The sequence below is a fragment of the uncultured Thiothrix sp. genome (assembly GCF_937873765.1).
Classification (GTDB): domain Bacteria; phylum Pseudomonadota; class Gammaproteobacteria; order Thiotrichales; family Thiotrichaceae; genus Thiolinea.
Genome location: NZ_CALMZC010000023.1, coordinates 14,048 through 36,991, shown reverse-complemented (window position 1 = coordinate 36,991; position 22,944 = coordinate 14,048). Strand labels below are relative to the sequence as shown.

Sequence of the window (22,944 nt, the reverse complement as noted above, 5' to 3'; positions counted from 1 at the left end):
ACAAATCCATTGGGACAGTCGTTTTCTCATCTTAGGCATTTCTCTACTTTATGCTGCAAAGCACACAAATCTACGTTTGTCAAGATTACACAGATTTAGTCGCATTCAATGCTTCTTGAAAAATCATGGCTTTATATAACAAGCTTCTATCGGGTCGCTAATCTTTATTTTCGATTGAAAATTAAATTTTCTAATAGTTTTTATCGAAAACAAGTCTACTAGCGCCTTAGAAGGTTTCTAAGCTAAAGTTGATTCAAGTATTTTTTATAGGTTGTCCAAAATTTATCTACTACTTTACGTATAAAAATTAAACATTACATTTTATGTTACCCGAAATTTACCCTGCAAAAATCGAACTGGATGTGAATGGTTTACCCTTCGCCACTGATTACGGTGACCGCTATTTCTCTCGTGAAAGTGGTTTAGCTGAAAGCCGCCATGTGTTCCTACAGGGGAATGATCTGCCTAAAGCATGGCAAGGCAGGGCTCAATTTGTCATCGCTGAAACTGGATTTGGCACAGGTTTAAATTTTTTAGCCACTTGGCAGGCTTGGCAAAATGATCCAAAGCACTGCCAAACTCTGCATTATATTTCTTTTGAAAAACACCCTATTCCTAAAACCCAACTTACTGAACTATTAGCTGCTTGGTCAGAGCTAGCCGCATACGCACAGGAGCTACTCACCCAGTATCCGCCCGTACTCGCAGGTTTTCATCAGCTAAATTTTGCTAACCACCAAGTTAAATTAACCTTGTGTTTCACAGAAGCTGAGCATGCTCTCAAAGACTTAGTAGCGCAGGTCGACGCTTGGTATTTAGATGGCTTCGCCCCTGCAAAAAACGCAGATCTGTGGTCATTTCCTCTATTTCAAGCCATCGCTGCGCATAGCAAACCCAACAGTACCTTAGCAACCTTTACTGTCTCCGGCCAAGTACGACGCGATCTACAAGCAGCCGGATTTACTTGGGAAAAACGCCCGGGCTTTGGGCAGAAACGGGAAATGTTGGCCGCAAGCTTTACGGGAGCTAGCTCCAATCACTTAGAAACAGCTTGGTTTAGCTTACCCAAATCACAAATTAAGGCGCACACCGCTACGGTCATTGGGGCAGGCCTTGCAGGCTGTCAAATCGCTTATGCTCTCGCCTTGCGCGGCTGGCAAGTACAATTGCTAGAGCGCCATGCAGAACTAGCTCAGGAAGCTTCAGGCAATCGTGCGGGTATTCTTACACCGAAGATGACTGCAGAGCCAGATTGGGGAGAGCGTTTTTATCGGCAAGCGTTTTTATATGCGATACGCCAGTTAAAAGGTTTGGCCAGAGAGTCTGCGAATAAAGACTTAGAATGGTTTGCATCAGGCTCTTTACAACTAAATCATAACGCACATGAAACCAAGCGTTGGTATGCTTTACAAGAACGCGACTTACCTAGCGACTTTATTCAGTTACTGGATAAAACAGAGGCATCCACCTTAGCAGGCATTCCGCTAACTCTGGGAGGCAGTTATTTCCCACAAGCCGGTTATTTATATCCACGCAGTCTATGTAAAACCCTCACTCAACATCCTTTAATTACGCTGCAAACACAAACTGAAGCCTTAGCTCTTGTTCAAACAGAGCAAAAAACTTGGCGAGTGCTCAATACTGACAATCAGCTTATGGCTGAGTCTGCTGTAGTCGTGTTAGCCAATGGCAAAGATATAAGGCAGTTTAAGCAAAGTAACTTTCTACCTTTTCTGCCGGTACGTGGACAAACCACTCAAGCATCAGCGAGTTTTTATACTAGCCAACTCAAACTCACACTTGGGCATGAAGGCTATTTAACCCCTGCCATAGCAGGCCAGCATATCTTTGGTGCCAGCTTTGAACGCGGGGAAAGCACGCCCTCAATCAAACCTAGTGATGATGCACTTAATTATCAGCAATTAGCACAGTACCTACCCGAATTTGCATCTACTTTAGGTAGCAAAACAAGTAGCCATGCAGCGATTCGGATGACAACACCAGATCGCTATCCGTATGTTGGGCCTTTACCTGACCCTGACTTATTTCGTCAAACTTATGCAGGCATTCAGCACGGCACTAAGTATAAAACTTGGCCGCAAATCACTTACCAAACTGGTGTATTTATTAGTGCTGGCTATGGTTCGCGGGGCTTAACTACAGCGCCGTTGTGCAGCGAATTATTAGCCGCGCTAATCACTGGGGAACCATTACCAATTGAACGCAGTCTTTATTACAAATTGCATCCAGCACGATTTTTATTGAAGAAACTACAACAACAGCGTGATTGAGCTTTGAGTGGGTTACAAAACCACCAAGACCCGTCTATAGTTCATAGTCATGTTATGTGTCTGAGACTCAGTTGCTTTTCTAAACCCCAAACACAATCAAGAAGGAGAACCCCCATGAAAAAAATTTGGCTGCTGACCTTGGCTTTATGTATGGCCTCAGGTGCTGCATCTGCTCAGCAGTGGGAAGCTAAATGTACTGATGGCAAAAACTTACACTATCTACAAACGCTCAGTGGCGAAGGTTATTTGTATATGACTGTCAATTTGCCAACTAACGAGAAACGGGTCTTTCCTTTTGCACGCATGCGGCAAACTATGTTTAATGGCGAAGCTGTTTGTGGAGAAATTGTAAATGGATTAAGAACACGCTCCAACAAACCCGTCACACAATATTGTGTCAATCGTGTATCTAAACTGATTTATATGAAATACCAAGATCCACTCGAACAACAACCTTTAGTCAGCGGCAAATTCTGTGACGCGACAGTCTTACAACGTTAAAATAGAGCATTAATCCGCCATCGCTAAAGGTGGCGGAAATTATTAAGGTTTCGCCTGATTATCTGCAGAGCTAGCTTTAGCTTGGCGGATCGCCTCCAATTGTTTGGTCAGCTCTTGATTACGCCGTTCTAGCTCTGTCATTTGCTGCTCTAGGCGCTGACGCTCACTAGTAAGCTGTGTGGATTGCTCACGCAGTGAATGCAAATTTTCCATCATCTTCTCATAACGTTTACGTTCTTTCGTGGACAGCGCTTTTAACTCTTTCTCTGATAAAACCAAATTGTCAGGAATCACAGCGACCTGTGTAGTTTTGGGAGGCGCTGCACTCAATGGTGCTGACTGAGCGCCTACTGAAGCTTCTGACGCTATAACTTCTTTAGCTGGCTCTAAACTAGGAATCGGGCTAACTTTATTTTCAGCCGCTGTAGTTTCGGGTTGCCCAGCAGCTAACTGTACCGGTTCGTTAGCATTTAAAGCGCTCGAAGTAGACAGATTGGCCTTATTACTTAATAGCCACAATAAACTTAGAGTAAGAATAAGCAAAGCCATAAACAGGCTAATTAAGCGAGCATTGCTGAGGTACACGAAACATTTTCCTTATTTATGCATAGCGAATAATTGTTGCCACCAACGCCGACGATTTTGGGGCATAGGTACTGTGTGCGGCAAATCGATAGGTTTTAATTTAGAGATAATCCACGCCGGTAAAGGTTGCATCACCTTACTCCCACACATAGTGCCTAAATTATGCGGATCAAAGATTTTAATCAAGCTAGGTTGCTGAAAATTATCAACATACACAATCCCGCAATAATCTTCCGTATGCTCGCGCCTTAATAAACCATCCACTTCCTGAATAAACTGCTGAACTTGCATAGAACTTGCTACTTGCTCAGGGGGGGCTTCACCAACCGCATACAGATACCACTGACTTTGTGATTCATTCAGAACAGTTGCCCATAACTGATCTAATTGCGGCCAGCGCAATACGCCTTGAAAACTGCCTCGAAACACATGAAGAAAATCAAGGTTTTTCCCAATCTCATCCATCTACTTCACCACCACCTACCCAAATTTTCTTATCTATAATCTTAGCAATCACAAGTACTTAGCTGTAGGCTTTATTGGGTCTGCACAAAATCTGCAAACTCATGCAGCTAGCTTAGGTATCTATTAATGAACGGTAATTGACAGCTCTAGCAAAGCTCCCTAGGATGCGCACATCCTACCCAATTGACTGAATTTAACTATTTTCAGGCATTTAATGGTAATTGCTAGCGGCAATTTAAGGCTAATTTAACCTATTTTTTTGAATTTTGGAGAATAATCTAATGAAAAATGTTACCGTCAGTTTATCCGCTTTAATGCTAGCCTTAGGTTTGTTAGCAGGTTGTGGTGAGAAAGCTGAAAATGCAGCGGCACCTAGTCAAACTACTGAAAAAGCAGCACAAGATGCAGCTACCGCAACTGAAAAGGCAGCAGATGCCACTGCACAGGCGGCTGATGCTACTGCAGAGGCAGCAAAAGCGACTGCAGAAGCTGCTGCTCAAGCGACTCAAGATGCCGCGAAAGCCACTGCAGAAGCAGCTACTAATGCTGCTGAAACGGTAAAAGATGCAGCGGCTACTGCTGTTGAAGCCACTAGCGAAGCTGCGAAAACTACTTTAGATGCAGCACAAAATGCAGGGCAAGCAGCGGGTGAAGCAGTAAAAGAAACTGCTCAAGATGCAGCCGCTGCCACGGCTGCTGCTGCAGGTGCAGTCACTGAAGGTGCTAAAGAAGCAGTTAAGGCAACTGCTGATGCAGCCAGTGATGTGGCTCAAGGCGCTGCTAATGCAGTCACTAACGCTGCCGAAGCTACTAAAGCGGCTGTTGAAGATGATGGGGATGAAGAAACTGAAGGCAAAAAACCAGAAGGTACTACTGAAGCCCCAAAAACTAACTAGTTTTAAATAGAAAACCGGGAGCTACGCGATGAAACAGGTTGTTGTCAGTCTATCTACCCTTTTCCTTACAGTAGGCTTATTAAGCGGCTGTGGCGAGAAAACCGAGAAAGCCGAAACCACGACTTCAACGACTGAGTCTGCTAAAGCCATTACTGACACTGCCCCCCAAGCTACTCCCGTTCCTACTGAAGCAGCCAAGTCGACGACTGAAGCTGCTGTAGCCGCTACTGAGGTAGCCAAAACTAATGAAGCACCGACACAAACTGCTAGTGAAACCACTCCAACAGCGAGTGCTAGTGCTGAAGCAGCAGCAACTACAGCCGAAGCTGCTAAAACAAGCACTGAACCTGCTGCTCAAGCGACCACCGAAATAAATCTAGCAGCAACAGAATCGACTCAAACTGTTGCTGCAACGCCAGTAGTAACCGAAACTACAAACCAATCTACTGCAACTGAAGCTGCAAAGACCGCAACGGAAGTAACTGCACCTGCTAGCACTGCAACTCAAGCTACTACAGAGGCAGCTACGCCAACCGCAGCATCAGCAACTGATACAGTTGCTAGTCAACCCGCAGCAATGACAGAAGCTACTGCTACCGAAACCGCCAAACCTATGGATGCAAGCGCAGGCACTGCTGCAGCTACAAATGAAATAACTACAAATGCCGCTACACCTGCTTTAGGTGGGATGACCATCGATGGAAGCCAGAGTACTGGTACAGATGCTGCACCAGCAACAACGACTCCGCCTACTGAGGTGGCTAACACAGCTACTCCACAACCTGCTACTCCTGCCTTAGGCTCAATGACGATTGACTCTAATGCCAGTTCTGCTCCAACAGAAGTTGCACCAGCTACTAGTACAGCTACAGCAGTCACTACAACTGAAACAATTGCAGCTGCTCAGCCTACAGCTCCCGCTTTGGGCTCAATGACGATTGATTCTAGCAGCAGTACTTCTGCTCCAGCCGCAAGCACTACTATGACAGCAGCTCCAACAGAAGCTGCGTCAACTACAACTACAGTAGCTCCTGCAATGGCTTCAGCCACTACCGAAGCTGCCAATCCAGCCTCTGTTGCTGCTACTCAAAGCCAAATTCAGACTACAACAGCACCTGCCACTCAAGCAGCACCTACTCCCGCGATCAATGGTGAGCAAATTTATCGCTCTTTATGCTTTAGTTGCCATGATATGGGTGTCGCGAATGCACCTAAATTAGGTGATAAAACTGCATGGGCACCACGTATTGCTGCCGGTATGGACTCACTTTATAACAACGCACTGAAAGGCAAAAATGCGATGCCTGCTAAAGGCGGGAATGCTGCTTTAAATGATGACGAAGTCAAAGCAGCGGTAGATTTCATACTATCTAGCGTGAAATAACTTCTTTCATTCATACAGAAAGGCCTCCTTTTTGGAGGCTTTTCTTTTTTTGGTATCTGTACTGTATACTCAACTCCTTTAGCTAACCGGTGCCCCTGTCCTTAGCATGAACAGTGATTTAAACCAGCTTCACCCTTATCCCTTTGAAAAAATTCGTAGTCTTCTCAAAGGCGTAATTCCCGCTAACCAGCCAGATATCTCTTTGGCAATTGGTGAGCCTAAACACCCAACGCCGGAATTCATCTATCAAGCGGTCACCGAGCATTTACAAGGCTTAGAGACCTACCCGTTAACTAAGGGTGATGCCAATTTGCGTCAAGCGATTAGTGCATGGCTGATACAACGCTTTCAACTGCCAGTCGACTCAGTTGATCCTGAACAACATGTGTTGCCTGTGAATGGTACCCGTGAAGCCTTGTTTGCCTTTGCCCAAGCCATTGTTGATCGCAAAGACCGACCTGCTGTACTTATGCCAAATCCTTTCTATCAAATTTATGAAGGTGCTGCGTTTCTCGCGGGGGCTGAGCCAGTTTATCTAAATTGCAGGGAAGAACATGGCTTTATCCCTGACTTCGATGTGGTATCTCCTGAGCTTTGGGAGCGTTGCCAACTACTGTATATCTGCACACCGGGCAACCCCACTGGCGCGGTCATGTCGATTGCCCAATTGCAAAAGCTGATTAATTTGGCACAGCAATATAATTTTGTGATTGCTTCTGATGAATGTTATTCCGAGTTGTACTTTGATGAAGCTAAACCTCCAGTAGGTTTGCTCCAAGCCGCTGCACAAATGGGGAATAGCGCCTATAAACATTGTGTGGTATTTCATAGTTTATCCAAACGCTCGAATGCACCGGGGATGCGTTCTGGATTTATTGCAGGTGATGCTGAAATTTTAGCGAAGTTTTTGCTGTATCGAACCTATCAGGGTTGTGCGATGCCACCGCCTTTTCAAGCCGCTAGTATCGTTGCTTGGCAAGATGAAGCGCATGTACGGGCTAATCGTGATCAATATCGGGCTAAATTCGCTGCGGTTCTGGAGATTTTAGCACCTGTTATGGATGTGAAAAAACCGGATGCTGGTTTTTATTTATGGCCAGTCACACCCATTGATGATCAAGCCTTTACTAAAGAACTAGTCGCATGGGCGAATGTACATATTGTCCCCGGCAGCTATTTATCACGCGAAACCGCAACGGGTAATCCCGGGCAAAATCGCGTGCGCATGGCTTTAGTGGCTACTCAAAAAGAATGTATCGAGGCGGCAGAACGCATCCGCCATGTCATTGAACAATTGTAAGATCTGCTTTGGAGAGATTGATGTCTGATTTGCAAGCTACTATAGAAGCCGCCTTTGAACGCCGCGCTGAAATTACCCCAAAAAATGTTGATGCTACTACCCGTGAGGCAGTCAACTCTGCTCTAGAATTACTCGATAGAGGTCAAGCCCGTGTGGCTGAGCGCCAAGATGTAGGCAAATGGGTGGTGAATGAATGGCTGAAAAAAGCGGTGCTGCTCTCTTTCCGCATGAATGACAATGTGGTCATGGCCGGTGGCTGCACTCAATACTATGACAAAGTACCATCTAAATTCGCCGATATGACCAGCGAAGCATTCGCAGCCAGTGGTATTCGGGTTGTACCCCAAGCCATCGCCCGCCGTGGTTCTTTTATTGCCTCTGGTACGGTATTGATGCCCTCGTATGTGAATATCGGTGCTTATGTGGATACTGGCACAATGGTGGATACATGGGCAACTGTTGGCTCTTGTGCACAAATTGGTAAGAATGTGCATTTGTCGGGTGGTGTAGGTATTGGTGGTGTATTAGAGCCATTGCAAGCTGCACCCACCATTATCGAAGATAATTGTTTTATTGGCGCACGTTCAGAGGTCGTCGAAGGCGTGATCGTTGAAGAAGGTTCGGTTATTTCAATGGGTGTTTACATCGGTCAAAGCACGCGCATTTATGACCGTGAGAATGATGAAATCATCTATGGCCGGATTCCTGCTGGCTCAGTCGTCGTCTCTGGCAATTTACCTTCAGCCGATGGCAAATGCAGCCTTTACTGTGCGGTGATTGTGAAGCGTGTCGATGCCAAAACACGTAGTAAAGTAGGAATTAACGAGCTATTACGCGGCATCTAAACTGCATCCTGTATAATAATCGGCGGATTAAGCCATTGATCCGCCTGCTCTCCGTCGACTGCTCGTCCCCATTGATCCATCAATGGCAACTCATAATCATTCCAGCCACGAATCCCAGTTTTTAGCGAATACACTTGCTCATAACCAAGCTGCTGCAAGGTTAAAGCCGCCAAAGCACTTCGATTGCCAGAACGACAGACTAACACCACAGCTTGCTGACGTGCTTGCACTAAAGCAGGCACTGTATCGGAATAGCCCCATTCGCAAGCACTTTCCAAAATGCCGCGTGGCACGAGGATAGATTGCTGAATAGAGCAGAGTGCAAACTCATTGGCTTCACGAATATCAACGACTAAAGTATCTGGTTGCTTGGCTAGCAGTTCTTGCAAATCCCAAGGAAAAATTTCGCGGATTTGAAGCAGAGCTTCCGCCACTAAAGCTTTATAGGTTTTAGCCATATGTTAGCTTTAACTACCTTCAGAAGCACTCGCACGCACACCATGCTCAACGGCCATCACCGCCGCTGTAATCCGCGAACTCACATTCAGTTTACGTAAGATCGCTTTCACATGCAGCTTCACCGTGCCATCAGAAATGCCTAAGTTGCGTGCAATCACTTTATTGCTTTGCCCCTCTGCTAACAATGTGAGGATTTCATATTCACGAGGCGTCAACTCTGAGAACGGATTATCTGCTTTACCTTCATTCAGATCCCCATTTTCGCCCCGCACAAATCGAGCCAATACCGGCGTTAATTCTGGAGCAACTGCAGTCTGTCCTGCTAGCACATCCCGTAAAGCGACGACCAATTGATCCGGCTCAATATCCTTCAATAAATAGCCACGTGCACCACTACGTAAAGCCTCTACCAAATCATTTTCATTAGTACTGGTGGTGAGCATAATTACTTTGAGAGTGGGATGATTTTTACGTAATTGCCGCAAAACAGCTAATCCATCCATATTTGGCATGCGCATATCCAAGAGCACAATATCGGGACTCAATTCCGCAACTTTGCGAATGCCTTCATCTCCACTCCCTACCGCAGCGACCACATTAATTTCCCGCCGTACCAGCAAGTCTTGCAGCCCCGCACGAAATAAAGTGTGATCATCAATCAGCAATACTTTCTCATTCATCTTTAGTCCCTCCTTGCAGATTGATTCAATTCGCATGTGCTTGCTTCCCCACTAACTCTGAAAGCTGGCGCACCGGCGGCGCATCAAAGCTGAGTTGCATTAAAGTACCACCCTCATCGGGGTCGCTTTCAAACTGGATTTCACCAGCAATTTTTTCGGCACGCTCTTGCATAATGCGCATGCCAATATGCTCGCCCGTGCTTGGATTCGGCTCAGGCAAAGGCTCAGGCAAGCCCACCCCATCATCTTCCACTAAAATACTGCAACGTCCTTCTTCTGAACTATACATCAGAATGCGCACGGTGCTGGCTTTACTATGCTTACGTACATTGGTCAGTGCTTCTTGCACGATGCGGATTACTTCCACTTCAACATCTCGCTCTAAGTCTGGGAGATTCCAGTTGTGATAGAAAAATACATCCAGATTAGTTTCTAGCTTAAAACGCTCAGTGAGTTTTTCCACGGCACGCACTACACCTTTACCATCAATCGGTGCGCGGAAATGGGTAATCAGACTACGCAACTCTGCATAGGCTTCATCAATATTTTTTTCTAAGCCTTCTAACTCTTGCCAAATAATTTTCTGATCGCCACGCTGTAACGAATCATCAAATAAACGCACTTTAAAGCGTAAGCTCGCCAAGGTTTGAGCTAAAGAATCGTGGAGTTCATGTGCCATGCGCGTGCGCTCTTCCATAATCGAGAGCATACGCGCATCTTCTTCGACACTGGCTTTTTCAATCGCCATCCCTAAATGCTGACCGATACTGGTTAAGAGCTCATGTTCTTCTTCAAGGCGTACAAACTGATCACGCGAGACAAATAAGTTATACATGCCTAGTACTTTTTCCCGATAACTCAGCGGAATCGCGAGCATTTCAATCTGCCGCTCTTGTTTAAACATCGGGCGACCTAAAATCAAACCACATTGGCGCAGATCTTCACGGGCAATAATGACCTGCTCACTCGCAGCACGTCCACAGAGGCAATCTGGATGGGGTAATTTTGACTCTAAACGTGCGATGTGGCTTGCTAAACCAATATAAGCAACCAGCTTCAGTTGATCCTCTGCATCCAATAAGCGCACCGCAACCGCTTCGGCTTTGAATACATCCTGTAAAGTTGTCAAAAAACCTTTGAGTAATTCATCTAAAGTATTCGAGCGATTCACACTTGCCGCCACATCGTAAAGCACACTCAGATGGTGATTTTTCTGCGCAATAAACTGTTCTTGACGATTTAAGCGTTGTTGTTGCATACGTGACACCGCTTGATAATCATCAGTAATCGCATTAATTTGTTCACGAATACGAATCGATGGACAACCACGCCGTGAAGTCGGCATCCTGACGTTTAAATTACCCTTGCGCAATTGCTGCGCCCAACTAGACAAATCGGTTCCAAACAGCACGAACTCCGACCACATCCAATATAAAAGCGTGAGTACGCCAGCTCCAGCTACAAACCACAAGACACTCATCAGAGGAGGTATCCACCTAGCTTCTGCATCGGTGTGGACTACCCAAAAATACAAAGCACCAATGCCAACAAACCAACTCAATAAGACGGTCAGTGCAATACGAGCACGTAAGGGAAAAGCAATAACGGGCTTGCTGCTATGTTGTTTATTTAGAGATTGTGCACGCGAACCCACCGGGCGCGCATTGCTGGTAGACTCGAGTACTATTTCTGCTTTAGGGCTGTCCATACTGCTGCCCATCGCTTTCAAACCTGTGGAGGTCGATAATGCGGATCATTTGGATTCATAAAGACAAACTCCATATGACCATCTAAATCTACAAAATCCAACCATGCTCCTTTTAATAGGGATGCAGAAACAGCATCAATAATCACACTGACTCCTTCCTGCTCAAACACTAAATCACCTATCTGTTGAGCATCATCAAAGCCCATTTGATAATGGAAACGTCCATCTGCTTTACGTTCGGCAGCAATTCTTAAAGGTAATCCCTGTGCTTGTGAATGCTGAGCTGAAACTTGAATTTGCCTAGTCGCTTCAGGCGTAATGGTCATCATGCAGCTTGTTTCCTCTCTTGTGTTTGCTGACGTACAAACTCCATGAACCGCTGTGCCCAAGGATAACGTTGGGTATGGCGCAAATGAGTATAGGACGCTAACAGATTTTTATACACCCAACCATCCTGTTCACCATCAATCCCTTGCCCCCGCTGAACTTTGTAAGCGTAATGGCCTTTTTCGCTTAAATTCTCTAGCCGCGAGTAATGGAATTCATGAGCCTGTACCTGTGGATTAGTTGTTACCTTTGGCCAAGGCATAGCTATCGTTTCCTCTAAATGCACATAACCCCGGCCTTGTGGCTTAGGGTACATCACTGCATCTCCCGGAATAATGCCAACCATCTCGGCGTGCTGTCCACGCCAGTGCAGGCTACGTGCTAAATACATTAGACCACCACATTCTGCATAAGTGGGTAAGCCAGCCTCAATCGCGTTACGAATCGAAACGCGCATACCGTGGTTGGCTTCCAACTGCTGCATCTGGGTTTCAGGAAAGCCACCACCAATGAAAAGACCATCAATACTCGGTAAGTGTGCATCCTGCAGAGTATTAATTGGCACTAACTCAGCACCTGCTTGCTGTAAGGCTTCCAAATCACCCGGATAATAAAACCCAAAGGCAGCGTCTTGGCAAATTCCAATGCGTAGTTTGCTGGAACTGATAACTGGCTTGAAACTGCTTGACTGCATCACGGTGGGCAAACTCGGCGCTCGTTGAGCAAGCATAAATAGCTTAGTTAAATCAACTTGCTCAGCCACTAACTCACGAATGCGGGCAATTTGCTGCTTAGCATCTGCTTGCTCATTACTCGGCATCAATCCTAGATGGCGCTCTTCAATTTGCATCTCAGCAGTATCTTGCACGCTGCCTAGCACTGGAACATCCGTAAAATACTCTACGGCTTGGCGCAACTTGCTGGCATGTCGGCCACCACCCACCCGATTAAAAACCACCCCAGCAATCTGCACTTCACGATCAAAAGCTAAATGCCCGAGTAAAATGGGTACTATCCCGCGAGTCATCCCTCGCGTATCTAAGACCAATACCACAGGAGCTTGAAGTAATTTGGCAAGTGCTGCATTGCTATCTGAACCGTCCAAAGATAGCCCATCATATAAACCTTTATTCGCTTCAACTAGGCTTAAGTCAGCGCTTTGTCCATAACTCTGGACGCAATGCAGGATTTCATGGGGACTGGAAGTATTAAAATCAAGATTATGACAAGCACGTTGGCTAGCTGCTGTCAGCCACAAGGGGTCAATATAATCAGGACCCTTTTTAAAAGGCTGTACTTGTAAGCCTTGCTGCTGCCACGCCGCGCAAAGGCCAATAGACAAAGTGGTTTTGCCGGAAGATTTGTGTGCTGCGGAAATGAATAATCTTGCCATTTATGCAGTGTAACGTAAGTGCTTACAAACCTGTCCCTACCCAGAAGAGAGAGGAATTTGACTGCTAGAGATAGAGGAATTTTAAATGAGCAAGGTCATAGAAAATTTATTTTAGCTTGAAGCAGGGCTAGCCTCTCAACTACTAGCCCTGTTTCATTTAGTGCAACTTATTTAACATCTAAGAGTTCGACATCAAACACTAAAGTAGCATTCGGTGGAATCAGACCACCACCCGCACCCGTTTCACCATAAGCAAGGCTGGCCGGAATCGTTAAGGTACGTTGACCGCCGACTTTCATGCCAGCTACGCCTTGATCCCAGCCTTGAATTACTTGACCACTTCCTAAAGTAAACTCAAACGGCTCACCACGATCATGTGAGCTATCAAATTGTGCTCCATGTTTGTCAGCCGCTGTTTCATCATATAACCAGCCAGTGTAATGGACACTGACTGTTTTGCCAGCCACCGCTTCAGCACCCGCTCCTGCTTTCACATCATTAGACTGTAAGCTCGTGATGTTGGAGCTACTCGCAGCAGGAGTAGCGGTGGCAGGTTCGGCCGTAGCTGTAGTTGTACTCGTTTGTGCAGCAGCTTCTGCTGGTTTTGCTGCTTCAGTGGTCGTTGCAGCAGCCTCTGTAGGCTTAGCTGTTTCAGTAGTCGCTGCCGCTGTATCCGCAGGCTTCGCCGCTTCAGTAGGAGTAGCTGCTACGGCTGGTTCAGCAGTTTTAGTTTCAGTGGTAGTGGTGGTACTAGTAGTAACGGCCTTATCACCACAAGCGGCTAATAAAGCCGTCATCGATATCAGAGTTGCTAGCGTTAAACTGAGTTTTTTATTCATTTCCAAAAGTGTCCAGAACTTTAAAGACAAAAAGAACACGCATTATGCCTACTTTTCATTAGATTTTGCACATAAACTATAGAAGCTACTCTTTACCCAGATCCCTAGGCGCAGAGCCATCAATTAACGTTTTAATAAAACATAAACGGCACCAGTCCCACCATCCACGGGGCGCGCTGAATGAAATGCCTGCACACGATCATGTTGGCGCAACCAATGATTCACTTTTGTTTTAAGTACCGGGCCACGGTGGTTGGAGCGATTACCCTTACCGTGAATAATACGCACACATTCGCCTTGCAAGGGATACACTGTAACCAGAAACTCCGCTAAATAGGCACGCGCTTGGCGAATATTTAAACCATGCAAATCTAACTCGGCAGCGACTCGATATTCGCCACGCCGTAATTTATTAAAAACGCGGTGTTGTAAGCCCGGACGTAAGTAACTCAGCATATCGCCGGGTTGTAATTCCGTCGGATCATATTCATCGGAAAACATATCGAGCAGCACTTGCTGTTCGTCTTCGATAGTTTTTAAAGGAATAGCCGGTGGCTTATGAATCGCTAACTCGGCTTGATTTAGCGGTTGCAGGGGCGCTACATCCTGCATAGACTCACGAAATAACGCTAAATCATCAGCGGGAGGTAATTTGTGTCCGTTTTGCATTGAGCATCCTCCTGCTAATTTCATTCATTTACTATTTGCCTAGGACATCATGAATATATTGCTGAGCAATGATGACGGCTTTCAAGCACCCGGCCTCACTGCTTTACGCCTTGCCCTAGCCGCACAGCATCAGGTGATTACCGTTGCACCTGACCGCGACCGCAGTGGAGCCAGCAACTCGCTTACCTTAATCAATCCGTTACGCTTACGCCAACAAGGCGATAACTTATATAGCGTGAACGGCACACCCACCGACTGCGTGCATTTAGGTTTAACCGGATTGTATGACAATCCACCGGATATTGTGATTTCTGGTATCAATTCAGGGCCTAATCTCGGTGATGATGTGCTCTACTCCGGTACAGTGGCTGCCGCGATGGAAGGACGGCATTTAGGTTATCCCTCGTTAGCAGTCTCTATGAACTCCAGTGACACTAGTCATTTGCAAACCGCCGTCAATGCTGTGTTGCATTTGCTACCACTCACGCAAAGCTATCCTGATCGCAGTCATATGATCTTAAATATCAATGTGCCAAATCTACCTTGGGAGCAGATACGTGGTTTTAAAGTCACACGTTTAGGAAAACGCCATTATTCCGAGCCTGCCATTCGTACTACTGATCCACGCGGTCGAGAGATATTCTGGGTAGGTGCGGTAGGGGGCATTGCTGAAGCAGGCGAAGGCACAGATTTTCATGCAGTCGAACAGGGGTATATCTCTATTACACCGATTCACAGCGATTTAACCCGTTATCAAGCCCTAGCCTGCACCCAGCAATGGCTAGAGGAGCAAACACATGGCGCTGACTAGATTAGAAATCGAGGGTATTGGCATGACTTCGCAGCGCACGCGTGATCGCATGATTCAGCGATTGCGTGAACAAGGTATCAAACACGACGCTTTGCTCGAAGTGATGCGTAAAGTGCCTAGACATTTATTTATGGATCAGGCATTGGCTACACGCTCCTATGAAGATACCGCGTTACCGATTGGTCATGGGCAAACTATTTCTCAGCCTTATATGGTCGCGCGTATGACAGAATTATTGCTGGCAAGTGAGCAGCCTTTAGAGAAGATTTTAGAAGTAGGGACTGGCTCAGGTTATCAGGCCGCCATTCTTGGCAAATTGATTCCCAAAATTTATACCGTAGAACGGATTCAAACTCTATATAAGCAAGCACGTCAGTTATTGGACGAGTTAGGCTATCGAAATATCCGCACCAGTCTAAGCGATGGTAGCTGGGGAATAAACTATGAGGCACCTTTTGATGGGATTTTAGTGACCGCAGCACCCGAGGAAATTCCCCAAGCCCTCTTAGAGCAACTCGCTATCGGCGCACGTCTTATCATTCCTACGGGCAAACAAGGTGAGGGGCAAGTACTGAAAGTTGTCACTCGTACCACTGAAACTGATTATCAAGAACAAGTTATTGAGACCGTACAATTTGTGCCCTTAGTACGTGCCTAAGCAGTTTTATGGGGAAAATAAACGGGGACTGAAACTTTTCCAATCTTTGTACGACAAAGTATTCATACGAATTAAGAGTGTGGCGACATTTTGTCAGTACTTACTCTTGAATGAAACACCACTAAAAGTATAGCGATTGCGCGATGTGCATTATCAATAGCCTTGATTCCATTTATAATTACGGACATTATCAAATGGGGAGCACGTTTTTCTTGGCGCAGAACTTAGTGTCTGCACAAACCCCAACGTGTTTTGCAAGGTTTGGTTCGTAGCCTCGACTGGTTTAGCTGTTTGCAATGTGGCTGCTCTCTATTATTAAGCGTTTAAATAACACAGGTGTATCTCATGGACAGAACAATCAAGCTTCTCGCAGCAAGCTCCGTCGTCATGTTGACAATGACAGCTTGTGCTCCAGGCTATTCGCCTTATAGCTCTGGTACTGGAAGTACTTATAATGAAAACTATGGTGGGAGTGGTGGTAGCGGTGGAGCAACTAAAGCACCGGTAACGCATTCTCATGGCGGCAAAGTTCACTCACATGTCTTACCAAGCACCGGCTTACGGCACACACATGCAACTGGTAGTGGCTCTGGTGGAGGTAGCTCTGGGTATACAGGTGGGGGTTATAGCGGCGGCAATACGTATGTGCCACCACGAACTAACTATCAGCCACCTCCTCGTTATAACGCAGGTAACAATAGTGGCGGTGTACCGCACTCACATTGTGGCCGTGTACATAGTCACCCCTTACCCAGCCAAGGTTTAGCGCATACCCATGGAAATCCCGCCTGCCCTGCCGGCCAAGCCTCTAGCGGCCAGCAAGGGGGTACTCAATACGGTGGGCAATATGGCGGCCAGCAGCAAGGTAATAAAAGCAATAGCGGTTATGACTACGCCTATGGCAATAATAGTAGTAGTGGTACTAATTATGACTATTCCAGTCAAGCAGGTAATGGCAGTGCCAACAACGATAATGGGGGCTACTACAATTATGGTGGCTCAAGTTCAGGTAGTAGTAATAATCAGAACTACTACGACAGCACTCAACCCAAAGCACCATCCAACTATTATGACAATAACTCTAATACCAACTACGACTACAGCTCACCTAGCTCTAGTGGTGGCAGTGGTAGTTATGATACTTATACAGGTGGAAACAGTAGTAGTGGCTCCTTCGCACCCAATAATTACTCTGGCGGCAATAGCTATACGGTAAAACGCGGTGATACTGTATTCCAAGTCATGCGGAATACTGGGGTATATTGGAAAGACATTATTCGGTTGAATAATTTACAAGCTCCCAATTATCAAATTAATCCAGGGCAAGTATTACGTCTTAAATAAAACCCGCTATAAAAAAACCCGTGCTTTAGAGCACGGGTTTCAGTTTAAAACTAAAGCCCTTTAAGCAAATTAGCAAAGCCCACCAGTACAAGGCTTTTCGCTACCTTCGTCTTTATTAGAAAATTTCTGTGGTTCTCTAGCAAAATAACCTTTGATTTGCTCAACAGTCACTGCGCCCATATGGGTATCGATGACTTTGCCTTGAGGCGAAACGATGTAAGTAGTGGGAACTCCATAGATTAAACCTAAAGCAAACATGGTGCTATCCTGAGTAGGCACGACGGTATAATTAATCCCTTTTTGGCGAATGAACCGACGCAGCTCTGCATCAGGGGTTTCGCCAGCATCCATTCCTAAAACCACTACATTATTACGATACTGAGCAGCCACCTGCTTCAAAGCTGGAATTTCCGATAGACAAGGCCCACATTGTGGAGACCAATAATTAACGATTACCCATTTGCCTTTGTACTCAGCAAATTGATGTTGTTTACCGTAAATATCTTGGAAAGAAAAATTCGGCGTCTGTGCAGAAACAACCGCAGACATAAGCAGACCAGAAAAAACAGTCAACCACTTCATAAACTTCATAATAAATGCCCTCAAACCTTTGATCTAGTAATTGAAAACAGTCAATGCACAACTAGTGATTATTTTGTTATAAAAATATGACCGACTAGAGGTTTAATTTTTTTTGAATTTTGTTATCAACACCCTTAGAGATCAACGACTTAATTAAATCATTTGTGCAAAACTGACAATGAATAGCTTACTTTTAAGCCGCAAACACGCTACTAAGATTATGGATACACTGCGGTGATTGCAAGTTGTATTTCCACAACATTTTAGTAGTCAAACAGTTTTATTGATACCCAAATAAGAAAAGGCCATGAATAAAAAAACATGACCTTAGACTAAAACTAACGAATGCTAATCCCTCTTCGCAAAACGACGGACTGCCAATAATCCTAGGAGCATTGTCAACAAAATTTGTGCCCATTGGCTTAAAGTTGGTACTGATACTTTGGTAGGAGTTAGTGTATTAACAAAACTCTTATCCAAATAATCGGGCAGACCGTTCTTATCAACATCCGCTGCATCGGCTGGATTACCGTCTTTATTAGCATCAGCGGTTTCTTTATTTGTTGCTACCCCATCACCGTCATCATCGGCATCAAGATAGTCTGGTGTACCATCTGCATCAGTATCTGTATTCAGAACATCTGCTCCCTTGTAGTGCTCATAGATGCTGAAAACACCATCGTTATCATCATCTTGATCTAAAGCATTGATGATACCATCACCATCGGTATCTAACGGTTTAGCTAGATCACTTCCGACCTCTTTAGCATCCGGTACACTATCGCCATCCGTATCGACCTGATTAGGATTAGTACCTAATTTGACCTCTTCTGCATTAGTCAGGCCATCACCATCATCATCTGCACCTGAACTACTTGCATCATTCGAGTCAATAGGATCAGGAATACCATCGCCATCGGTATCGCGTGGATTGGTTTGTGGATTACCATCTCCATCCGTATTGTCATCTTCGGACTTCGTCAGCTTACCGTCTCCATCATCATCCGCATCTAAATAGTTCGGTTTACCATCACCATCCGTATCCGTAGGCTGAGTCGAGGGGTTCTTATCCGCATCCAGATTTTGATCCTCACCTTTTGTCGGAATACCATCCCCATCATCATCCGCATCTAAGGCATTAATTTTACCATCCCCATCCGTATCGACTGGAGTAGTCACATCAGCACCCACTTCGACTTTATCTGGCACGCCATCAAGATCCGTATCGGCTGCAGCCGGATTCGTTCCTAAGCTTTGCTCTTGGGTATCCGTTAAACCATCACCATCCGTGTCTGTACCAGTAGTCGCAGAATTCACTGTCACATTGACCGTGCCCTCAGTTACTCCCCCTTTAGCATCAGACACAAAATAAGAAAAAGTATCAGCACCTACATAAGCCGCATCAGCGGTATAGACTAATTTGCCATTTTTAATAACGGCTTTACCAAAATCACCATCAGTCGCATGCTGCAGAACCAAAGCGTCATTGTTCGCATCCGTATCATTAGCTAAAGCATCAACGGTCACCGAACCGCCACTAACAACTGAGGCATTATCTGTTATCGCCTTGGGTGCACTATTTGTACTCGCACTAGCGGTACAATCGGCTGCAGTCACAGCTCCATAATTGCCAATATAATCATTCGCCGCATCCCAAGATCTATGACTAAACTCATTGCCCGCATTCAAATTTGATACACCACCGATAATCGGATCTGTGTCATTATTGATGAGCGCTATAGCGCCTAAGCACTTACCGGTATTTTTGAAGCTGAATACTTCCTGCTCTACACCTGCTTGCCAGCCTACTTCACGCGCTGCGCTGTTTGGAACCGAGGCAGTAAATGAAAAATAGTCAAACGACGGACTTTCGGGTGGTGCATCAGCTTTAGAGGTGATCGGCCATGCCCACTCACTATGAGCCGCAGTAATAGAGCTTGTAGGAATAGTAAATTGATTGGGCAATTCAGCATGGGGTACACGAATCGTTACCTGAGCAGACATAGTAATGTCAGGTGCTGCTGGTGTGGATACAGGACGCATATACACTCGATAGAGACTGCTAGTAGCATCCCACCGAATACTAAACTCCACACCTTCAGTTGGGGCAGCCAAGGCATAGCCTGCTTGTGTAGCGAGAACAAAGGCAATCCCTCTGAGGACAGCTTGCTTTAGCGACTTTTTCATCATTAATGTACCACTTTTTTTAATTCTTATAAAATCAACCTAGCGTTTCACAGAAGGTAGGCTGCACCCACCTTCTGCATTAAACTGCTAAGGCAGCTGGCTTTTCACAATGTAGTTTGCATTAAAGTTAGTATTTGCTGGATAAACCAACACATTAGCCACTAACATATTAGTATCATTATTTGGACCAGTAAAAATTGTATCCCCATCAAGGGTAAAATCGGTCGTATTGTAACCACTCACAACGAAATTACTGCTGAACGAAGTATTCAAGGGGGCACTTAATATTTTTGCATAAATCACCCCTGAATCTTGCCCAACCCCATTACTTATTAACCGAGTATCCATGTTGGCATCCCCGGCCCAGAGTAAACTAAGACCCTTCGTTTGAATACGCCCAGCTACATCCCCATAAGTTTTGGTCGTAGCGGCCATAAAATCAATCAAGGTAGGAGTCGCCATTAAGCTTAAAGCTGATGCGGTCATCACACCGAGATGATTACGGTGGCGAATCGCTACATAATAATTATCTGGTAAAGCACCCGAGATACTTAAAGTAGCACTGCCTGTATCCGCTTCAACCACATCTCCATCGCGTTGGACTAAAGCTGCTTTACGATGCAAAACGGTTTTAGCATCTGTATTGGAGCGTAATTCAATTAAAACCCAATCGACCGGTGCATTATTGCCAGTCAGACTGAGCTGGGCAGCAGCAACTTGCTCAGAACCAGCATAATTATAAGGTGCTACTGCGTAAGGCTGCTTACTTGGAATTAATCCCTTCGCACGCAAATCATCGCGCATTAATAAGCTCGTACTATTAAAAGCACCTTGCAACATGACCCGCATTTGCAATGTAATTGCATTCACCGTGGCATCTAAGTAATCAACAATACCATCTAAATCTGCATCAACCGCGTCTTCAGGCAAGCCATTTTTATTTGGGTCATTACCTTCATTTGCAGAGAGAATGCCATCATTATCGTCATCATTATCGAGATAGTCAGGTTTACTGTCTTTATCGGTATCATCATCCATCGGTGTCCCACCATTGTAGTTTTCACTACTAGTTAGCAGGCCATCATTATCATCATCGGTATCTAGTGCATTAATTTTCCCATCTAGATCAGTATCCAATGGCTTAGCTGGATCTGCGCCAACCTCAATTCCGTCGCTTACCCCATCACTATCGGTATCTGCCTTTAATGGGTCGGTTTTGGTGAGATTGACCTCACTACCATCATTTAAACCATCGCCATCCGTATCTGCTTTTAGCGGGTTGGTTTTAGTGATATTTATTTCATTACTATCGCTAAGACCATCGCCATCCGTATCTGCTTTCAAGGGATCAGTTTTAGAAACATTAAGCTCATAGCTATCCAACAAACCATCGCCATCCGAGTCTGACACTAAGGGGTCTGTCTTATTTACATTCACCTCAACCCCATCACTCAAGCCATCACCATCCGTATCTACTTTTAGGGGATTGGTTTTAGTCGTATTGACCTCCATCCCATCAGTCAAGCCATCACCATCCGTATCGGCTTTCAGTGGATCAGTCTTCGTGGTATTTACTTCAGCACCATCGCTAAGTCCGTCCCCATCGCTATCCGCCTTGAGAGGGTCAGTTTTAGTGGTATTCACTTCCACACCATCCACCAAGCCATCGCTATCACTATCCGCTTTCAACGGATCAGTCTTGGTCGTGTTGACCTCAGTACTATCACTCAAGCCATCGCCATCACTATCTGCCTTGAGAGGATCAGTTTTAGTGGTATTCACTTCCACCCCATCGGCTAAACCATCACCGTCTGTATCCACTTTCAACGGGTCGGTTTTAGTCGTATTGACCTCCACGCTATCACTGAGGCCGTCGCCATCACTATCTGCCTTGAGAGGGTCGGTTTTAGTGGTATTCACTTCTACCCCATCTGCTAAACCATCACCATCCGTATCTGCTTTCAGTGGATTAGTTTTAGTCGTATTGACCTCCACGCTATCACTCAAGCCATCACCATCACTATCTGCCTTGAGGGGGTCAGTTTTAGTGGTATTCACTTCTACCCCATCCGCTAAACCGTCACCATCCGTATCCGCTTTCAACGGATCAGTTTTGGTCGTATTAACCTCCACGCTATCACTGAGGCCGTCGCCATCACTATCGGCCTTGAGAGGGTCGGTTTTAGTGGTGTTCACTTCTACCCCATCCGCTAAACCATCACCATCCGTATCCGCTTTCAGTGGATTGGTTTTAGTCGTATTGACCTCCATGCTATCACTCAAGCCATCGCCATCCGTGTCTGAGCTGTTAGGATTAGTACCTAACTGTTTCTCTAAGCCATTTTTTAAACCATCACCATCTGAATCTAAACTATCCGAGCAATTAGCCGCACCACCATAAGTACCTAAATAGGCATTTTCACCCATGTCCCAACCAAGATTACTCAACTCATTACCGGGATTAGTCTGTGCTGCATTATTCCCACTATTAAAGGGGTCTGTGTTCTCCATTAAAAATACCGGCCCTAAACACTTACCGATATTTGCGAAATTAAAGACCTCAATTTCTTTGTTAGCTTGCCAAGCAAAGGCATTGACCTGATCAGCTCTTAAAGTAAAGGAAAGATAGTCATAAGCTCCTTTGGTTTCAGGTGGAGCATTCACCCGTGAGCTAGGAGACCAAATTGTATTATCTACAGTAGAAATTAGACCACTCACCTTAAAAGCAGAGCTTATTTCTGGAGAGTTCGGTACAACTACGGTCACTTGGCCATTTAAATGTGCATCTGGTACAGGCGTAACACTTGGCTTCATATAAATATGATAACGATCATCAACCGTGCTCCAACGAATTGCAAACTCAACGTTTGGAGTCGCCCATGCCGCATTACTGCTAGTTGCGAGTAAGAAAACAGAAACAGTTAGCCCTAGATACTTACGCAAAGTGAAGTTACGGGTACGCATTTGCTTTATCTCTTTTTATATTGACGCAAAGGCCCTAGGGTAGACTGATTGCCTAC

Annotated in this window: 21 protein-coding genes; 9 read left to right on the top strand and 12 right to left on the bottom strand. The window is 45.4% G+C overall.

Annotated features, from left to right (window positions below):
• Positions 1 to 323 precede the first annotated feature (323 nt).
• Both mnmC and Q0307_RS07690 read left to right on the top strand, forming a co-directional pair.
• Positions 324 to 2,291: a bifunctional tRNA (5-methylaminomethyl-2-thiouridine)(34)-methyltransferase MnmD/FAD-dependent 5-carboxymethylaminomethyl-2-thiouridine(34) oxidoreductase MnmC gene (mnmC, locus tag Q0307_RS07695; protein ID WP_298658996.1), complete on the top strand. Its 1,968-nt coding sequence runs from the start codon at positions 324 to 326 to the stop codon at positions 2,289 to 2,291.
• A gap of 114 nt (positions 2,292 to 2,405) precedes the next feature.
• Positions 2,406 to 2,792 carry a hypothetical protein gene (locus Q0307_RS07690; protein ID WP_298658994.1) on the top strand — a complete coding sequence of 129 codons (387 nt, stop codon included), beginning with the start codon at positions 2,406 to 2,408 and terminating at the stop codon, positions 2,790 to 2,792.
• A gap of 42 nt (positions 2,793 to 2,834) precedes the next feature.
• Here Q0307_RS07690 and Q0307_RS07685 read toward each other — a convergent pair whose 3' ends face one another.
• Positions 2,835 to 3,377, bottom strand: coding sequence for a hypothetical protein (locus Q0307_RS07685; RefSeq protein ID WP_298658991.1), 543 nt, complete (start codon positions 3,375 to 3,377; stop codon positions 2,835 to 2,837).
• Between the two features lie 12 nt (positions 3,378 to 3,389).
• Positions 3,390 to 3,842, bottom strand: a complete 453-nt coding sequence (locus Q0307_RS07680; RefSeq protein ID WP_298658987.1) for a hypothetical protein — start codon at positions 3,840 to 3,842, stop codon at positions 3,390 to 3,392.
• A 281-nt stretch (positions 3,843 to 4,123) separates the two neighbouring features.
• Between Q0307_RS07680 and Q0307_RS07675 the strand changes: the two genes are divergently transcribed.
• The 4 genes from Q0307_RS07675 to dapD all read left to right on the top strand — a co-directional run bounded on the left by Q0307_RS07675 (position 4,124) and on the right by dapD (position 8,267).
• Positions 4,124 to 4,738 (top strand): hypothetical protein, encoded by a 615-nt coding sequence (locus Q0307_RS07675; RefSeq protein WP_298658983.1) that lies wholly within the window; start codon positions 4,124 to 4,126, stop codon positions 4,736 to 4,738.
• Between the two features lie 28 nt (positions 4,739 to 4,766).
• Positions 4,767 to 6,122 carry a c-type cytochrome gene (locus tag Q0307_RS07670; RefSeq protein WP_298658981.1) on the top strand — a complete coding sequence of 452 codons (1,356 nt, stop codon included), beginning with the start codon at positions 4,767 to 4,769 and terminating at the stop codon, positions 6,120 to 6,122.
• 106 nt (positions 6,123 to 6,228) lie between these two features.
• Positions 6,229 to 7,422 carry a succinyldiaminopimelate transaminase gene (dapC, locus tag Q0307_RS07665; RefSeq protein ID WP_298658978.1) on the top strand — a complete coding sequence of 398 codons (1,194 nt, stop codon included), beginning with the start codon at positions 6,229 to 6,231 and terminating at the stop codon, positions 7,420 to 7,422.
• 20 nt (positions 7,423 to 7,442) lie between these two features.
• Complete coding sequence (gene dapD / locus Q0307_RS07660) at positions 7,443 to 8,267, top strand: 2,3,4,5-tetrahydropyridine-2,6-dicarboxylate N-succinyltransferase (RefSeq protein WP_298658976.1); 825 nt, start codon at positions 7,443 to 7,445, stop codon at positions 8,265 to 8,267.
• Here the strand turns inward: dapD and Q0307_RS07655 are convergent.
• From Q0307_RS07655 to Q0307_RS07625, 7 genes are all read right to left on the bottom strand, one after another.
• Positions 8,264 to 8,725, bottom strand: coding sequence for a rhodanese-like domain-containing protein (locus Q0307_RS07655; RefSeq protein WP_298658974.1), 462 nt, complete (start codon positions 8,723 to 8,725; stop codon positions 8,264 to 8,266). The genes dapD and Q0307_RS07655 overlap by 4 nt on opposite strands.
• Positions 8,726 to 8,734: 9 nt before the next feature.
• A complete protein-coding gene (locus Q0307_RS07650; RefSeq protein ID WP_298658972.1) occupies positions 8,735 to 9,406 on the bottom strand; it encodes a response regulator in 672 nt (223 codons plus the stop codon).
• A gap of 25 nt (positions 9,407 to 9,431) precedes the next feature.
• Positions 9,432 to 11,114 carry a histidine kinase gene (locus Q0307_RS07645; protein ID WP_298658970.1) on the bottom strand — a complete coding sequence of 561 codons (1,683 nt, stop codon included), beginning with the start codon at positions 11,112 to 11,114 and terminating at the stop codon, positions 9,432 to 9,434.
• A gap of 17 nt (positions 11,115 to 11,131) precedes the next feature.
• On the bottom strand, positions 11,132 to 11,443 hold the full coding sequence (locus Q0307_RS07640; protein ID WP_298658968.1) for an iron-sulfur cluster assembly accessory protein: 312 nt from the start codon (positions 11,441 to 11,443) through the stop codon (positions 11,132 to 11,134).
• Positions 11,440 to 12,834, bottom strand: a complete 1,395-nt coding sequence (locus Q0307_RS07635; RefSeq protein WP_298658965.1) for a cobyrinate a,c-diamide synthase — start codon at positions 12,832 to 12,834, stop codon at positions 11,440 to 11,442. The genes Q0307_RS07640 and Q0307_RS07635 overlap by 4 nt, the downstream gene beginning before the upstream one ends.
• Positions 12,835 to 13,001: 167 nt before the next feature.
• Positions 13,002 to 13,673, bottom strand: a complete 672-nt coding sequence (locus tag Q0307_RS07630; protein WP_298658962.1) for an FKBP-type peptidyl-prolyl cis-trans isomerase — start codon at positions 13,671 to 13,673, stop codon at positions 13,002 to 13,004.
• Between the two features lie 123 nt (positions 13,674 to 13,796).
• Positions 13,797 to 14,342, bottom strand: a complete 546-nt coding sequence (locus Q0307_RS07625) for a Smr/MutS family protein (protein ID WP_298658960.1) — start codon at positions 14,340 to 14,342, stop codon at positions 13,797 to 13,799.
• Between the two features lie 49 nt (positions 14,343 to 14,391).
• Here Q0307_RS07625 and surE point away from each other — a divergent pair, with 49 nt between their 5' ends.
• The 3 genes from surE (at position 14,392) to Q0307_RS07610 (ending at position 17,155) form a co-directional block, all read left to right on the top strand.
• On the top strand, positions 14,392 to 15,153 hold the full coding sequence (gene surE, locus Q0307_RS07620) for a 5'/3'-nucleotidase SurE (protein WP_298658957.1): 762 nt from the start codon (positions 14,392 to 14,394) through the stop codon (positions 15,151 to 15,153).
• Positions 15,140 to 15,811, top strand: coding sequence for a protein-L-isoaspartate(D-aspartate) O-methyltransferase (locus Q0307_RS07615; RefSeq protein ID WP_298658954.1), 672 nt, complete (start codon positions 15,140 to 15,142; stop codon positions 15,809 to 15,811). Before surE ends, Q0307_RS07615 begins: the two co-directional genes overlap by 14 nt.
• Positions 15,812 to 16,156: 345 nt before the next feature.
• Complete coding sequence (locus Q0307_RS07610) at positions 16,157 to 17,155, top strand: LysM peptidoglycan-binding domain-containing protein (protein WP_298658951.1); 999 nt, start codon at positions 16,157 to 16,159, stop codon at positions 17,153 to 17,155.
• Between the two features lie 69 nt (positions 17,156 to 17,224).
• Here Q0307_RS07610 and Q0307_RS07605 read toward each other — a convergent pair whose 3' ends face one another.
• From Q0307_RS07605 to Q0307_RS07595, 3 genes are all read right to left on the bottom strand, one after another.
• A complete protein-coding gene (locus Q0307_RS07605; protein ID WP_298658949.1) occupies positions 17,225 to 17,704 on the bottom strand; it encodes a TlpA disulfide reductase family protein in 480 nt (159 codons plus the stop codon).
• Positions 17,705 to 18,085: 381 nt separating this feature from the next.
• Positions 18,086 to 19,927 carry an IPTL-CTERM sorting domain-containing protein gene (locus tag Q0307_RS07600; protein WP_298658946.1) on the bottom strand — a complete coding sequence of 614 codons (1,842 nt, stop codon included), beginning with the start codon at positions 19,925 to 19,927 and terminating at the stop codon, positions 18,086 to 18,088.
• 84 nt (positions 19,928 to 20,011) lie between these two features.
• Positions 20,012 to 22,888: a hypothetical protein gene (locus Q0307_RS07595; RefSeq protein ID WP_298658943.1), complete on the bottom strand. Its 2,877-nt coding sequence runs from the start codon at positions 22,886 to 22,888 to the stop codon at positions 20,012 to 20,014.
• Positions 22,889 to 22,944: the final 56 nt, after the last annotated feature.